The following is a 15,643-nucleotide window of genomic DNA, read 5'->3' on the forward strand; positions in this document are numbered from 1 at the left end:
CTTTGGATCGGGGCCTTGGGGAGGGGTGATTTCGCCGTCCCGTATGAACGGCTCCAAGCGATTCTGCCAGGGTGGCAGAGTCCCCGTCACCGTCTTGCAGGCCCTGGTGGCCCCGTCAGTCACCCAGCCGCACCAGGAGCGGCGGCGCGTGTTCGCCGTCGACCGTGGTGAGGGAGAGCACCGCGTGGCCGACGGGCAGCTCGTAGGCCAGTCCTGAGGCGGACCACCGCTCCCGTTCGACCTGGCGTACGGTCACCGCGTCCGTGGTGACGGCCTTGCCCGTGGCCATCTTCCGCAGGGCGTGCAGGGCGCGGGTGAGCGGCTGGTCGGCGAAGACACCGTGCTGGGCGACCTCGCGGACCTCGACCCATTCCTTGCCCCAGGTCTCCGCGAAGCGTTTGCCGTCCCAGGTGGTGACGCCGGGGAAGGCCATGGTGCAGCCGACCGCACCGAGCAGCGCGGTATGCAGCTCCTCGGGCACGTCGTCCAGGGTGCGCAGGGCCAGGACCGCGCCCGCGTTGACGGAGCGCAGCCGGCGGATGCCCCGGACGGTCTCGGCGGTGACGGTGTGGGTCGCGTCGTCCAGGACCAGGCAGACGAAGAGGGAACGGTCGGCCCGGGCCGCGGTGATCGCGTTGAACTGGGCGAGGATCAGACGGGCCAGTACCCGGGACGCCTCCGCATGGGCGCGCTCCGGCAGATCGATGCGCACCCGCAGCGGATGCTGCTCCAGCGAGCGCAGCGAGAACGGGCGGGCGGCCTGTCCGGTGGCGAAGAATCCGGCGAAGGCCGGCCGGTCGAGCACCGCGATCCGGTCGGCGAGGACGCCTGCCGGGTCGCCGGAGCCCCCCGCCTGACGCTGCCGGGCGTCCAGCTCGCGCAGCATCGCGCGGTGCCCGGCCGACTCCAGGGCCTCTCGCAGGCCGCTCAGCGCGGCGGTGGAGCCTTCGAGGAGTTCCCGGAGCTCGGGTACACCGGGGAAGGTGCCGTGAACGGCGCGGTACGGGCCGAGCAACTGGCCGAGCGCGGTCGCCGCGCGTCGGGTGTCCAGGGCGGGGAGGTCTCCGGCCAGCCCCTCCGCCAGGGTGGCCGCCGCCTCGTCGGGGTCGGTGGTACCGCCGTACAGGTCGAAGTCGTGCAGGGACGCGGGGTCGCCGATCCTGACGACGACGTCATAGGCACCGTCCGGGCCGAGCCGGTCGCCGGCCCCGCCGACGACGAGCACGGCCGCCTGGCCGGTGAGCGCCCGCAGGGCGAGGGATTCGACGACGGGCCGCACCACCCGTTCCGTCTTCCCCGCACCGGGCGGTCCGACGACCAGCAGCGACGTGCCCAGCGACGCGGGTTCCAGCGCCATTCCCGAGCCCCGGCGCGCATAGGGGTTGCGCGGGTCGTCGGCGCAGGCACCGATGCGGACCTGGCCGGTGAGCGGGTCGTGCACGGCGGTGCGCCGCGGCAGGTCCCGGCGTCCGGAGGGGTGGAGGTAGGCGTCGGCCCCCTTGCGCAGCACGGTCTCGGTGAAGGAGGCCCGCAGGTCGGGGCGGTTGCGGGCGGTCCCCCAGGCGTGGCGCAGCCGTACGCAGTCGATGTCGTTGAGCCGGTCGGCGCGCACGGCCGCGGTGAGCGCATCCGCGGCGTCCGTGCTTCCGGCGGCCCGCAGTTCGGGCCAGTGAGCGAGGTCCGGACCGGCCTGCGCGGGAGCCGTCGAGGGCCGGTCGGGGACGCGGTCGCCGCGTCCCCGAAGGGCGCCGAGCGCCGCCGGCCACTGGCCGGTTCTGGCGAACGGCCACACGATCGCGGTGCCGATCAGGGCGTAGGCCACGATCGAGACGAGGAGTGCCACGTACTGGTTGCCTCCGCCCTGCATCCAGCTGGTCGGAACCGCGGGCAGGACGATGTCGGCGAGCGGCACGCGCCGCGTCCAGACGAGCCATACGGCCAGCACCGCACCGCACACCGAGATCAGCAGCCTGGCCCGGGCGAGCCGAGGGCCGGCGAAGTAGCGGAAGACGTGGGCCCAGCCCCCGATCCGGGCGGCCCAGAAGCCCAGGCCGAGGACCAGGACCTGGTAGTAGAGCGTGGTCGAGTTGACCACCAGCGCCGGCGCGTCCTCCTTGAGCCCGCCGAAGGACCACCACTCGGGGCCGGTGATGATCTCGATCGGCTTGGACACGTAGGGGACGGCGCGCTCCGTGAGCAGCAGCCACAGCAGGAGCCACAAGGTCATCGTGGCCAACGGGCCCACCAGCGAGGGGCGCGGCGGGCGCTCGGCGGGCCGTGGCACGTGGGCGTACCGCCACACGCCCGGTTCGGTCACGGGGCGCGGTGCGTTCAGCCACTCGGCCGTGTCCGACGGTGTTCCGGCCGGCCGGGGCCGGCCCGGGGCGGTCGGGGGCCGCTTCGGCACGGAGGGCGGCGCCGTGGGCGGCGGGACCGTCGGGGGGAACACCGGCGGGGACGCGGGCGGCGGGCCGGCCGGGTGCGGCACGGAGCCGGCGGGCCGGCCGTCGGGCGGCTGCGCCCCCCGCGTGCCCCTGGTGCCGTGCGTGCCTTCGTTGTCCATGAACCGTTGCCCCCTGACCAGCCAGGTCCGACCGCTGCCCCGGCCAATCTAGTGCGCGCACACGGTGAGTTCAGCAAGGCGCCCGGATAGTGACGGGCCGGGGGCACCGCCTCCCGTACGGCCCTCGCACCTCCTTCTGTCCGTCGCGGACAAGGACACGCGCTGCACCACTCCCGATCGGAGCATGCCGGACCGCCCTTCCCGCCCCTAGCCTGCAGAAGGAGAAGCGTCCGAAACACCCCCAGGAGCCCCGCATGACCGCAATTCCGCAGGAGCGCCGCGTCGTCACTGCCATTCCCGGCCCGAAGTCCGTGGAGCTGCAGGCCCGCCGGCTCGCGACGGTCGCCGCAGGTGTGGGCTCCACCCTGCCGGTCTTCACCGCCCGCGCGGGCGGCGGCATCATCGAGGACGTGGACGGGAACCGTCTGATCGACTTCGGTTCCGGCATCGCCGTGACCTCCGTCGGCGCCTCCGCCGAGGCCGTCGTGCGCCGCGCCTCCGCCCAGCTCGCCGACTTCACCCACACCTGTTTCATGGTGACTCCGTACGAGGGGTACGTCGAGGTCTGCGAGCAGCTCGCCGAGCTCACCCCGGGCGACCACGCGAAGAAGTCCGCCCTGTTCAACTCGGGTGCCGAGGCCGTCGAGAACGCGGTGAAGATCGCCCGCGCCCACACCAAGCGCACCGCGGTCGTCGTCTTCGACCACGGCTACCACGGCCGGACCAACCTGACGATGGCGCTGACGGCGAAGAACATGCCGTACAAGCAGGGCTTCGGGCCGTTCGCGCCCGAGGTCTACCGCGTCCCGGTGGCGTACGGCTACCGCTGGCCGACCGGTGCCGAGAACGCCGGTGCGGAGGCGTCCGCCCAGGCCATCGACGAGATCACCAAGCAGATCGGGGCGGACAACGTCGCCGCGATCATCATCGAGCCGGTCCTCGGGGAGGGCGGCTTCATCGAGCCGGCCAAGGGCTTCCTGCCGGCGATCGCGCAGTTCGCCAAGGACAACGGCATCGTCTTCGTCGCCGACGAGATCCAGTCCGGCTTCTGCCGCACAGGCCAGTGGTTCGCCTGCGAGGACGAGGGCATCGTCCCGGACCTGATCACGACCGCCAAGGGCATCGCGGGCGGACTTCCGCTCTCCGCCGTGACCGGCCGCGCCGAGATCATGGACGCCGCGCACGCTGGCGGCCTCGGCGGCACGTACGGCGGAAACCCGGTCGCCTGCGCGGGTGCGCTCGGCGCCATCGAGACGATGCGCGAGCTGGACCTGAACGGGAAGGCGAAGCGCATCGAGGAGGTCATGAAGGCCAGGCTCGCCGAGATGCAGGCGAAGCTGCCCAACGGTGACCTCATCGGTGACATCCGCGGCCGGGGCGCGATGATCGCGATCGAGCTGGTGCAGCCGGGGACGAAGGACCCGAACCCGCAGGCGGCGGCGCAGCTCGCGAAGGCCTGCCACGCCGAGGGCGTTCTCGTGCTCACGTGTGGCACCTACGGCAACGTCCTGCGCTTCCTTCCGCCGCTGGTGATCGGCGAGGACCTGCTGAACGAGGGCCTCGACGTCATCGAGCAGGCGTTCGCCGGAGTCTGATCCGCGGAGCCCCCGGTGGCAGCGCACGGCGTTTTCTCCGCGGATGCCCGGTGCCCGCGTGAGGGCCTGTGAAGAAGGTGTGGGGGGCCGATGGCGGGATACCGTTCCTCCTGTCGGTCCCCCCATCGCCTGACGTACGGTTTCCGCAGATGAGAGAAACACCCCGCCCGCAGGGGACTGCGGGTGATGCCGGGCCGGAGCTTCCCCAGCGCCGTCCTGGTTGTGCCTTCGCGCACACCACTGGAGCCTCCGGCTCCGGAACTCCTCACCGATCGGATGGCCGCCCGCCCCACACCCCCCGGGGCGCGCGGCAAACCGGTCCCACCGTCCGGCCCGGAACAACCCCCCCTGTCCCGGGCCGGACGGCCCTTTTCCTCTCCGTGGTGTCGGGCCTGCTCGCCCTGTTCGCACTCACCACCTGGCAGATCGCGGCCGACGGGCCGCTGCGCCGCCTCGACGAGCGCGTCGGCCGCGCCCTCGTCGGCCACGGCCCGGAGCGGCTCACCGAATTCCTCGCCGATCTCGGCAACATGCAGATCGCGCTCCCGGTCCTCGGCTGCGCGATCCTTTGGACCGTGGTGCGAGGGGAGCGGCGGGCTCCCGTCGCCGCCGCCCTGGCCATGGCGGCGGTACCGCTCCTCGTCGTCCCGCTCAAGGCCTGGATCGCCCGCCCGGGACCTCTGACCGATGCCACCGGCTACTACCCGTCGGGCCACGCCGCGACCGCCGCCGTGGCGTACGGCGCCGCCGCGGTCCTGCTCGCCCCGTACGTGCGGCACGCATGGATGATGCCCGTCGCCGCCGTCCTGATGACGGCGGCGACGGGCATCGGTCTGGTGCTCCGCGGTTACCACTGGCCCCTCGACGTGGCCGGCAGCCTGTGGCTGTGCGGAGTGCTGCTGGTGGCGCTGGGGTTGCTCAGCCGCCGAGGTGGGCGGCGGAAGGCTACGGGCTCTCAGCCGCCGAAGTAGGCGTCGAAGTTCTTCGAGAACTCCCAGTTGTTGAAGCGGTCCCAGTTGACGGACCACGTCATCAGCCCGCGCAGCCCCGACCAGGTGCCGTGCGTGGCGTACGAGCCGCAGTCGCTCTTCTTCGTCAGGCAGTTCAGCGCCTTGGTGACCTCGGCGGGCGAGGTGTGCCCGTTGCCCGCCTGGGTGGAGGCCGGCAGTCCGATCGCGACCTGTTCGGGGCGCAGCCCCGGGAAGATCTTGGTCTGGTCACCCGCCACCGGGAACCCGGTCAGCAGCATGTCGGTCATCGCGATGTGGAAGTCGGCGCCGCCCATGGAGTGGTACTGGTTGTCCAGCCCCATGATGGAGCCCGAGTTGTAGTCCTGGACGTGCAGCAGCGTGAGGTCGTCGCGCAGCGCGTGGATCACCGGCAGGTAGGCACCGGCGCGCGGGTCCTGGCCGCCCCACGGCCCTGAGCCGTAGTACTGGTAGCCGAGCTGCACGAAGAAGGTCTCGGGGGCCATGGTGAGGACGAACTTCTCGCCGTACTTGGCCTTGAGGGACTTCACCGCGGAGATCAGGTTGACGACGACGGGCGTGGTGGGGCTGCGGAAGTCGGTGTCGCCGGTGTTCAGTGAGAGGGAGTGGCCCTCGAAGTCGATGTCCAGGCCGTCCAGCCCGTACTCGTCGATGATCTTGCTGACCGAGGAGACGAAGGTGTCACGGGCGGCGGTGGTGGCGAGCTGCACCTGGCCGTTCTGGCCGCCGATGGAGATCAGCACCTTCTTGCCCGCGGCCTGCTTGGCCTTGATGGCCGCCTTGAACTCGGCCACGGACTCGACGTTCGGGCACTCGGCCACCGGGCAGAGCGAGAAGCGGATGTCGCCCGAGGTGACGGAGGTCGGCTCACCGAAGGCCAGGTCGATGACGTCCCAGGAGTCGGGCACGTCCGCCATGCGGGTGTAGCCGGATCCGTTGGCGAAGCTGGAGTGGAGGTAGCCGACGAGCGCGTGGGCCGGCAGGTCCGAGCCGCCGCCTCCGCCGCCGCCCGCCGTGGTGGTCGCGGGGACGGCGGCGGACTTCGCGGACTCGCCGGCCTCGTTGGTGGCGGTGACCTGGAAGCTGTACGCGGTCGAGGCGGTCAGGCCCGTCACGGTCGCCGAGGTGCCGGCGGTGGAGAGGACCTTCGTACCGCCCCGGTAGACGTTGTAGCCGGTGGCGCCCGTGGCGGCGGTCCAGGACAGCGGGACGGTGGACGAGGTGGGCGTGCCGGCCCTCAGGCCCGCGGGGGCCGCCGGGAGCACGACCGGGTCGCCGCCGGGACCGACGAGGGTGAGGTCGTCGGCGTAGTAGGCGGGGGTGCCGTACCAGCCGTGCGTGTAGACCTTGACCGAGGTGGTCGACGCACCGGTCCTGAAGGTGGTGGTGAGCTTCTGCCACGCCCCGGCGGACTGCGTCCAGGTGGACACGTCCGTCGTGCCGGTGCCCTCGGCGCCCAGATAGACATAACTGCCCTGCACCCAGGCGCTCAGCGTGTACGTGGAGTCGGGCTTGACCGTCACGGTCTGGGAGCACTTGGCGTTGTCGCTGCCGGCCGGGGTCGCCTTCAGCGCCGAGGTGCCGCCGTGTACGGGCGTGCTGACGGCGGTACCGCTGCCGCCCGTGCAGTTCCAGCCGGTCAGACCGGCCTCGAAGGTGCCGTTGCGGGCCAGATCGGCGTCGGCCGCGGCAGCGGTCGGCGCCGTCGCCGCCAGACCGCCGGCGGCCAGCAGGGCGGCCGAGAAGGCGGCCAGAAGTCCGGTCATGCGGGCGGGGGGTCCCGTGCGTTCCACAACGGCCTCCGTGCAGGGGGGAATTGAGTGTGGCGCACAACATGGTCCAGACCAATCAGGTTGTCAAGACCTCTGGCACCCACCCGCCTGATCCCTGCCTTCCGTCGCTGCCCGGCCGGCCGCCTCGTGCATCGCCAGCTCGAGCAGTGTGGCGTCGGTGAGCGTGCCGGACCCGTCGGGCGGGATCAGCCAGCGCACACCGCCGACGACGGCACGGCCCGGGTGGGGGACGACGATCCAGGTGCCCTGGCCCGCACCCCGCACCCCCGTGCCCACCCAGCGGGCGACCGTGCCCGGCGGCACGAAGAAACCCATCCGGGCGTCGCCGAAGTCGGAGAGGACCGGTCCCGGCCGGTCGATGAGGCGGGTGAGCACGTCGAGCGTCGGATAGCCCAGCTCCCCCGGAAGAATCAGCACGTCCCAGCGCCTGCCGGCGGGCAGGAGCGCGATCCCTCGCGGATTGCGCTCCCACTCCCACCGGCAGGCGCCGGGATCCGGTGCCACCGACGCGAGCCACTCGACAGCTGCCTTGACCCCCGTGCCCGTCATGGCCGGCCTCCGTTTCCGTGTCGCACCGGCAGGAGTTGCCGGTGCGTTCACCCATGGAGAGAGGCGACGGGCCGATCCCTTACGCGAGTTCGGGCCGCCGATCGGCAGTGAGCTGGGTCACGTGGCCGCTCCCGGCGGCTCAGCTGTCGAAACCGAGGCCTACGCGGTCCATCGTCCGCAGCCACAGATTGCGGTGGCCCCCGTTGTCGTCCGCCCTGGCCAGCGACCGCTTCGTGAGCTCGATCCCGGCCCACGCGAGAGGCTCCGGCGGGAACGGCATGGGCTTGGACCGCACCATCTCCAGAGCGGTCCGCTCGGTCGGCCGGCCCGCGAGGAGGTCGAGCATGACGTCGGCACCGAACCGGGTGGCCCCGACACCGAGTCCGGTGAATCCGGCGGCGTAGGCGACCCGGCCCTGATGAGCCGTTCCGAAGAATGCGGAAAAGCGGGAACAGGTGTCGATGGCGCCGCCCCAGGCGTGGGTGAACCGCACGCCCGACAATTGCGGGAAACACTCGAAGAACTGCCCGGCGAGTTTCAGGAACGTCTCCGGCCGCTGGTCGAGTTCGGAGCTGAGCCGGCCACCGTACGGATAGATCGCGTCATATCCGCCCCACAGAATCCGGTTGTCCGCGGACAGGCGGAAGTAGTGGAACTGATTGGCACTGTCGCCGAGCCCCTGCCGGTTCCGCCAGCCGATGGCGGCGAGCTGGTCCTCGCTCAGCGGCTCGGTCATCAGCGCGTAGTCGTAGACCGGCACGGTGTAGGGGCGAACCCGCTTCACGAGCGAGGGGAAGATGTTCGTGCCCAGGGCGACACGCCGGGCCAGGACCTTTCCGTACGACGTGCGCACCGCCATTCCGGTTCCGGTTCTGGCCAGTTCCAGCCCTCGGGTGTGCTCGTAGATGCGCACCCCGAGGTCCAGACAGGCCTGCTTCAGACCCCAGACCAGCTTGGCGGGGTGCAGCATCGCGACCCCGCGCCGGTCCCAGAGACCGCCCAGGAAGGTCGGTGAGTCGACCTCGGCGCGCAACTCGTCCCGGTCGAGGAAGTCGACCCCGCCGAAGCCGTGCCGCTCGGCCTCCTGGTGCCATTCCCGCAGCTCTTCGAGCTGGTGGGGCTGGGTGGCGACGTCGATCTCGCCGGTGCGCTCGAACTCGCAGTCGATGGAGTAGCGGGCCACGGCCGCCTCGATGGCGTCGAGGTTGCGGGCGCCCAGTTCCTCCAGCCTCTTGATCTCCCCGGGCCAGCGCTCCAGCCCGTTGGGCAGGCCGTGGGTGAGGGACGCGGCGCAGAATCCACCGTTGCGGCCCGACGCGGCCCAGCCCGTCTCGTGCCCCTCGATCAGTACGACATCACGTTCCGGTTCGCGTTCCTTGGCGAGCAGCGCGGTCCACAGACCGCTGTAGCCGCCTCCGATGACGAGCAGATCGCAGTGCTCGTCGCCGGTGAGCGCGGGAAGCGCCCCGGGCCTGCCGGGGTCGTCCAGCCAGAACGACACCGGCTTCGCGTCGGACAGTGATCGTGCAGCAGTACGCATGGCGGCTGGGGCCATGGTTTCCAACTCCTTCGGGACTTTCAGGGCCGTGCGTTCTTGCGCCGGTTCGCGATCAGCTGACCGACGAGAACCACCAGTACCGCAATGATGAACATCGCCGTGCCGATGACGTTGATCTGTACGGGCGTGCCGCGCTGCGCCGAGCCCCAGACGAACATGGGGAAGGTGACGGTGGAGCCCGCGTTGAAATTGGTGATGATGAAATCGTCGAAGGAGAGCGCGAAGGCGAGCAGGGCTCCGGCGGCGATGCCGGGGGCGGCGATCGGCAGGGTCACCCGTACGAAGGTCTGTACGGGGCCCGCGTACAGATCGCGGGCCGCCTCCTCCAGCCTCGGGTCCATCGACATGACGCGCGCCTTGACGGCCGTCACCACGAAGCTGAGGCAGAACATGATGTGCGCGATGAGGATCGTCCAGAAGCCCAGCTGCGCCCCCATGTTGAGGAACAGCGTGAGGAGCGACGCCGCCATGACGACCTCGGGCATCGCCATCGGCAGGAAGATCAGCGAGTTGATCGCGCCGCGCGCCCGGAAGCGGTAGCGGACCAGGGCGAACGCGATCATGGTGCCGAGCACGGTCGCGCCGATCGTGGCCCAGAGCGCGATCTGGAGGGAGAGCGAGAGCGAGCCGCACATGTCGGCGACGCCGCAGGGGTCCTTCCAGGCGTCCGTGGAGAAGCGCTGCCAGGAGTAGTTGAAGCGCCCGTTGGGCTTGTTGAAGGAGAACACCATCACGACGATGTTCGGAAGGATCATGTAGGCGAGGGTCAGCAGACCCGCGATGACGATCAGATGGCGTCGCAGCCAGCGCAGTACGGGCATCAGACCAGGTCCTCCGTCCCGGAGCGGCGGATGTAGACGGTGACCATGATCAGGACGACCGCCATGAGGATGAAGGAGAGCGCGGCCGCCGTCGGATAGTCGAGGACGCGCAGGAACTGGCTCTGGATGACGCTGCCGACCATCTTGGTGTCGGTGGAACCGAGCAGTTCCGCGTTGACGTAGTCACCGCTGGCCGGGATGAAGGTCAGCAGCGTCCCGGAGACGACGCCCGGCATGGACAGCGGGAACGTCACCTTGCGGAAGGTGGTGGCGGGGGTGGCGTACAGGTCCCCGGCGGCCTCGTGCAGCCGGCCGTCGATCCGCTCCAGCGAGGTGTAGAGCGGCAGGATCATGAACGGCAGGAAGTTGTACGTGAGTCCGCAGACCACCGCCATCGGGGTGGCCAGCACCCGGTTGTTCTCGGTCCACCCGAGCCAGCTGGTGACGTCCAGGACGTGCAGGGTGTTCAGTACGTCGACGACCGCCCCACCGTCCGCGAGGATCGTTTTCCAGGCGAGGGTGCGGATCAGGAAACTGGTGAAGAACGGCGCGATGACCAGCACCAGAACCAGGTTGCGCCAGCGCCCTGCCTTGAACGCGATGAGGTAGGCGAGCGGGTACCCGAGGAGCAGACACAGGATCGTGGCGGTGCCCGCGTAGAGCAGGGACCGGATGAACTGCGGGTAGTAGTCGGCCAGCGCGTCCCAGTACGTCCGGAAGTGCCAGGTGACCTCGAACCCCTTCTCCAGGGATCCCGTCTGTACGGAGGTCGAGGCCTGGTAGACGAGCGGCAGCGCGAAGAAGACGACGAGCCACAGGATGCCGGGGAGCAGCAGCCAGTAGGGCACGAGGCGCTTGCGGGTGGAGGGCTTGCGCACTTCCGGCTCGGTGGCGGGGGCCGGTGGCGCCTCCTTGGTGAGGCTCACGCCGCGTCCTCCACCGTCTCCACACCGGCGTCGATGTCCTGGGCGGCGTCCAGGCCGAAAGTGTGCGCCGGGTTCCAGTGCAGGACCACCTCGGCCCCGGCGGTGAGCCGGGTGTCTCTCTCGATGTTCTGCTCGTAGACCTGGAGGGACTTGCCCGCCGGGCTCTCCACCACGTACTGCGTGGAGACCCCGATGAAGCTGGAGTCGACGATCCGGCCGGTGACCCGGTTGCGGCCCTCCGCTATCGCGTCGGCGTCGTCGCGGTGCGCGAGCGATATCTTCTCGGGCCGGATGCCGAGCAACAGCCTGCCGCCGTTCGCGGTCGGTGCCGTGCACCGGTCGGCGGGCAGCCGCAGCTTGCCGCCGCCGGCCGATACGACGATGTCCGTGCCGGTGGAGACGGTTTCGCCCTCGATGAGGTTCGAGGTGCCGAGGAAGTTGGCGACGAAGGTGGTCCGCGGGTTCTCGTACAGATCGGCCGGGTTGCCGAGCTGCTCGACCCGGCCCGCGTTCATCACCGCGACGGTGTCGGCCATGGTCATGGCCTCCTCCTGGTCGTGGGTGACATGGATGAACGTGATGCCGACCTCGGTCTGGATGCGCTTGAGTTCGAGCTGCATCTGGCGGCGGAGTTTGAGGTCCAGGGCGCCGAGGGGTTCGTCGAGGAGCAGGACCTGCGGGTGGTTGATCAAGGCGCGGGCGACGGCGACGCGCTGTTGCTGGCCCCCGGAGAGCTGATGGGGCTTGCGCTTCGCGAAGTCGCCGAGCTGGACGAGCTCGAGCATGTCGTCGACCTGCTTCCTGACCGACTTGATGCCGCGGCGGCGCAGTCCGAAGGCGACGTTCTCCGTGATGTCGAGGTGCGGGAACAGCGCGTAGCTCTGGAAGACCGTGTTGACGGGCCGCTTGTACGGGGGGAGGTCGGTGATGTCCCGGTCACCGAGCGAGACGGTGCCGGTGGTGGCTTCCTCCAGGCCCGCGATCATCCGCAGGGTGGTGGTCTTGCCGCAGCCGGACGCGCCGAGCAGCGCGAAGAAGGAGCCCTGCGGGACGGTCAGATCGAGCGGCTGGACGGCGGCGAAGGAGCCGTACGTCTTGCTGATCCCGGTGAGGCGGACATCGCCGCCTGTCTGCTGCTGTGTCATGGATCGCAGTCCCAGTGGTGTCAGAGGGAGATCAGGGGAGTCATCGAGAGGTGCGGCGTCAGGCGCCGATGAGCTTGGCGAACTTCTCCTCGTACGCCGTCTCTTCCTCGGCGGTCAGGGAGCGGAACGCGTGGGACTTCGCGGCCATGGCCTTGTCAGGGAGGATCAGTGTGTTGGCGGCCATGGACTCGTCGATCCTGGCGAGTTCGCCGCGGACCCCGTCGACCGGGCAGACGTAGTTGATGTAAGCGGCGAGCTGGGCCGCGACCGGGGGCTCGTAGTAGTAGTCCATGAGCTTCTCGGCGTTGGTCTTGTGCCGTGCCTTGGCCGGGATCAGCATGTTGTCGCTGGAGGTGATGTATCCGGCGGCCGGGATGGCGAACTTGATGTCCGGGTTGCCGGCCTGGAGCTGGATGATGTCTCCGGCCCAGGCGACACAGGCGGCGATGTCGCCCTTGTCGAGGTCCGCCGTGTAGTCGTTGCCGGTGAAGCGGCGTATCTGGTTCTTGTCGACGCCCTTCTGCATCCGGCCTATCGCGGCGTCGTAGTCGGCGTCGGTGAACTTCCCGGGGTCCTTGCCCATGTCGAGCAGGGTCATGCCGACGGAGTCGCGCATCTCGGAGAGGAAGCCGACCCGGCCCTTGAGCTTGGGGTCGTCCAGCAGCTGCGTGACGGAGTCGACCTTGCGGCCGCCGGTCGCCTTCGCGTTGTACGCGATGACGGTCGGGATGCCGGTCCACGGATAGGAGTAGGCGCGGCCCGGGTCCCAGTCGGGGGTGCGGAACTGGGGCGAGAGGTTGGCGAACGCGTGCGGCAGGTTCGCCGGGTCGAGCTTCTGGGCCCAGCCGAGCCGGATGATGCGGGCGGCCAGCCAGTCGGTGACGATGATCAGGTCACGGCCGGTGTCCTGGCCGGCCGCGAGCTGCGGTTTGATCTTCCCGAAGAACTCGACGTTGTCGTTGATGTCCTCGGTGTACTTCACCTTGATCCCGGTGCGTTGTGTGAACGCGTCCAGGGTGGGCCGGTGCTTCTCGTCCTCGCTGACGTCCATGTACTCGGTCCAGTTGGAGAAGTTGATCTGTTTCTCCTTGGCCGAGTGGTCGTCCGAGGCCGCGGCCGCGTCCCCCTCGCGTTCGGCGGGCGGGATGCCGCACGCGCTCAGCGTCCCCAGACCGCCGAGGGCGAGCGCGCCGAGGCCTGAGGCGCGCAGCAGCGATCGGCGGGTGAGGGCTCCCCTGCCGTTGGTCAGACTCCGGCGCGCAGCGGCCAGCTGGGCCGCCGAGAGACGCTCGGGCTCGTACTGCTCCATACGCGTTGCCCTTTCGGGTGGGTGTGCGGCCGGACCGGCCGGGTTATCGGTCCCCGAAGATCGTGCGGTGCCAGTCCTTCCGGGCGACCGCCGTGTTGTCGTACATGACGTGCTTGACCTGCGTGTACTCCTCGAAGGAGTACGACGACATGTCCTTGCCGAAGCCGCTGGCCTTGTATCCGCCGTGCGGCATCTCGCTGATGATCGGGATGTGGTCGTTGATCCACACGCAGCCCGCCTTGATCTCGCGGGTGGCGCGGTTCGCGCGGTACAGATCGCGGCTCCAGGCGGAGGCGGCGAGTCCGTAGGGGGTGTCGTTGGCCAGCGCGATGCCCTCGTCGTCGGTGTCGAAGGGCAGGACGACCAGGACCGGGCCGAAGATCTCGGACTGGACGATCTCGCTGTCCTGGGCGGCGCCGGCGACGAGGGTCGGCCGGTAGTAGGCGCCGTCCGCCAGCTCGCCGCCGGGGGCCTCGCCGCCGGTGACGACGGTGGCGTAGGCGCGGGCGCGCTCGACGAAGCCGGCGACCCGGTCACGCTGGGCGTGGCTGATCAGCGGGCCGAGGTCGGTCCTCGGGTCGAACGGGTCGCCGACCCGGACGGTCTCCATCAGCGCGGCGACGCCCTGGACGAAGGCGTCGTAGAGCGGCCGCTGGACGTAGGCGCGGGTGGCCGCCGTGCAGTCCTGGCCGGTGTTGATGAGGGATCCGGCGACGGCTCCGTTGACCGCGGCCTCCAGGTCGGCGTCGTCGAAGACCACGAAGGGCGCCTTGCCACCGAGCTCGAGGTGGAGGCGCTTGACGGTGGCGGTGGCGATCTCCGCGACGCGCTTGCCGACCGCGGTGGAGCCGGTGAAGGAGGTCATCACGACGTCCGGGTGACCGACGAGGTGCTCGCCCGCGTCCTTGCCGGCGCCGGTGACGATGTTGATCACACCGTCCGGGATGCCGGCCTCGGTGGCCGCCTGGGCGAACATCAGCGAGGTCAGCGGGGTGATCTCGGCGGGCTTGAGCACGATGGTGTTTCCGGCGGCGACGGCCGGGAGGATCTTCCAGGCAGCCATCTGGAGCGGGTAGTTCCAGGGGGCGATGGAGCCGATGACCCCGATCGCCTCACGCCGGACGTACGAGGTGTGGTCGCCGTCGTACTCGGCGGCGGACTTCCCCTCCAGATGACGGGCGGCGCCGGCGAAGAAGGAGGTGTTGTCGATCGTGCCGGGGACGTCGAACTCGGTGGAGAGCTTGACCGGCTTGCCGCACTGGAGGGACTCCGCGTACGCGAAGTCGTCCGCCTGGTCCGCGAGGACCGCGGCGAAGCGGTGCATGGCCTCGGACCGCTCGGCCGGGGTGGCTCCGGACCAGCCGGGGAACGCCTCGCGCGCCGCGGCGACGGCCGCGTCCACGTCGGCCGTTCCGGCCAGCTCGTATGTGTAGACGGTGCCGCCGGTGGCCGGGTTCACCACCTCGTGCCTGCGTCCTGATGTGCCGGACCGCAGCCTTCCGCCGATGTACTGCGCGCCGTCCGCGAAACGGTCCTGCACCTGGAAGCTGTTGCCCATCACGCTCTCCTCCGCCGCTGCCCCGCAGACCGGGGGCGGCGTAGCTTCTGCTCGATTTGAGTGCCGATCCTGACAGAGGTGACCGAGCCCAACAAGTGATTCCGTTGTTGCCTTTTGGTTACGCGACGGAATCTGTCGACCATGTGTCGGGTCGGTGCGGAATTCCCGGTACGGAGTGTCAGTGGCGGATGCCAGACTCGCGTGTCATGGAACACATCGGGGATGTCCGGGAGCTCGGCGCACTCGTGTCGCGGGCGTCCGCGGGCGAAAGGGTGAAGTACCTGCTGTTCTGGGGCCACCGGCCGCGCTCGGACGGCCGGATCGGCGCGAGCTGCCTCAGTCAGTGGTGGCCGTCGCCGTTCACGGTGGACGGGGTGACGTATGCGTCGGCCGAGCACTGGATGATGGCCGGCAAGGCGCGGCTGTTCGGTGACGCGGAGGCCGCGGAGCGGGCCGTGGCGGCGAAGAGCCCGGCCGAGGCGAAGAAGGTGGGCCGGCTGGTCCGCGGCTTCGACGCCACCGTCTGGGAGCGCGAACGGTACGGGCTGGTGGTCGCGGGCAGCGTCCACAAGTTCGGCCAGAACCCGGAGCTGGGCGGATTCCTGCTGGGCACGGGCGACCGCGTGCTGGTGGAGGCGAGCCCGACGGACCGGATCTGGGGCATCGGTCTGGCGGCAGACGATCCGCGTGCGGAGGACCCGGCGACGTGGCAGGGCCTGAATCTGCTGGGGTTCGCGCTGATGGAGGCACGGGCCGCGCTGCGGGACGGGGCGGACGGCATATGAAGCGGGGCCGTGGGGTGCGACCCCACGGCCCCGCGGGCCCGGCTTCCGGTCC

At 70.3% G+C, this 15,643-nt stretch carries 12 protein-coding genes; 3 read left to right on the forward strand and 9 right to left on the reverse strand.

Annotation, left to right across the window (positions count from 1 at the left end):
• Nucleotides 1-115 precede the first annotated feature (115 nt).
• Nucleotides 116-2,563: an ATP/GTP-binding protein gene (locus ABZ434_RS15180; protein ID WP_359135693.1), complete on the reverse strand. Its 2,448-nt coding sequence runs from the start codon at nt 2,561-2,563 to the stop codon at nt 116-118.
• 254 nt (nt 2,564-2,817) lie between these two features.
• Between ABZ434_RS15180 and gabT the strand changes: the two genes are divergently transcribed.
• Nucleotides 2,818-4,158 (forward strand): 4-aminobutyrate--2-oxoglutarate transaminase, encoded by a 1,341-nt coding sequence (gabT, locus tag ABZ434_RS15185; protein WP_359135695.1) that lies wholly within the window; start codon nt 2,818-2,820, stop codon nt 4,156-4,158.
• 383 nt (nt 4,159-4,541) lie between these two features.
• Entirely contained in the window at nt 4,542-5,129 is a 588-nt protein-coding gene (locus tag ABZ434_RS15190) for a phosphatase PAP2 family protein (protein ID WP_359135697.1), read from the forward strand.
• Here ABZ434_RS15190 and ABZ434_RS15195 read toward each other — a convergent pair.
• The 8 genes from ABZ434_RS15195 to ABZ434_RS15230 all read right to left on the reverse strand — a co-directional run bounded on the left by ABZ434_RS15195 (nt 5,114) and on the right by ABZ434_RS15230 (nt 14,806).
• A complete protein-coding gene (locus ABZ434_RS15195; RefSeq protein WP_359135699.1) occupies nt 5,114-6,940 on the reverse strand; it encodes a glycoside hydrolase family 18 protein in 1,827 nt (608 codons plus the stop codon). The two genes, ABZ434_RS15190 and ABZ434_RS15195, sit on opposite strands and share 16 nt — an antisense overlap.
• Nucleotides 6,941-7,003: 63 nt before the next feature.
• Nucleotides 7,004-7,489 carry a hypothetical protein gene (locus ABZ434_RS15200; RefSeq protein WP_359135701.1) on the reverse strand — a complete coding sequence of 162 codons (486 nt, stop codon included), beginning with the start codon at nt 7,487-7,489 and terminating at the stop codon, nt 7,004-7,006.
• 139 nt (nt 7,490-7,628) lie between these two features.
• Nucleotides 7,629-9,044 (reverse strand): FAD-binding oxidoreductase, encoded by a 1,416-nt coding sequence (locus ABZ434_RS15205; RefSeq protein WP_359135703.1) that lies wholly within the window; start codon nt 9,042-9,044, stop codon nt 7,629-7,631.
• Between the two features lie 23 nt (nt 9,045-9,067).
• A complete protein-coding gene (locus tag ABZ434_RS15210; RefSeq protein WP_359135705.1) occupies nt 9,068-9,868 on the reverse strand; it encodes an ABC transporter permease in 801 nt (266 codons plus the stop codon).
• A complete protein-coding gene (locus tag ABZ434_RS15215; RefSeq protein ID WP_359135707.1) occupies nt 9,868-10,794 on the reverse strand; it encodes an ABC transporter permease in 927 nt (308 codons plus the stop codon). Before ABZ434_RS15215 ends, ABZ434_RS15210 begins: the two co-directional genes overlap by 1 nt.
• The gene (locus ABZ434_RS15220; RefSeq protein ID WP_359135709.1) at nt 10,791-11,939 is read right to left on the reverse strand and encodes an ABC transporter ATP-binding protein; all 1,149 of its coding nucleotides are present in this window, start codon (nt 11,937-11,939) and stop codon (nt 10,791-10,793) included. The genes ABZ434_RS15215 and ABZ434_RS15220 overlap by 4 nt, the downstream gene beginning before the upstream one ends.
• Before the next feature lie 58 nt (nt 11,940-11,997).
• Nucleotides 11,998-13,248 carry a spermidine/putrescine ABC transporter substrate-binding protein gene (locus tag ABZ434_RS15225; protein ID WP_359135711.1) on the reverse strand — a complete coding sequence of 417 codons (1,251 nt, stop codon included), beginning with the start codon at nt 13,246-13,248 and terminating at the stop codon, nt 11,998-12,000.
• A gap of 43 nt (nt 13,249-13,291) precedes the next feature.
• A complete protein-coding gene (locus ABZ434_RS15230) occupies nt 13,292-14,806 on the reverse strand; it encodes a gamma-aminobutyraldehyde dehydrogenase (protein ID WP_359135713.1) in 1,515 nt (504 codons plus the stop codon).
• Nucleotides 14,807-15,012: 206 nt separating this feature from the next.
• Here ABZ434_RS15230 and ABZ434_RS15235 point away from each other — a divergent pair, with 206 nt between their 5' ends.
• A complete protein-coding gene (locus ABZ434_RS15235; protein WP_359135714.1) occupies nt 15,013-15,591 on the forward strand; it encodes an NADAR family protein in 579 nt (192 codons plus the stop codon).
• Nucleotides 15,592-15,643 lie beyond the last annotated feature (52 nt).

The organism is Streptomyces sp. NPDC005761, from assembly GCF_040630635.1.
Lineage (GTDB): Bacteria > Actinomycetota > Actinomycetes > Streptomycetales > Streptomycetaceae > Streptomyces.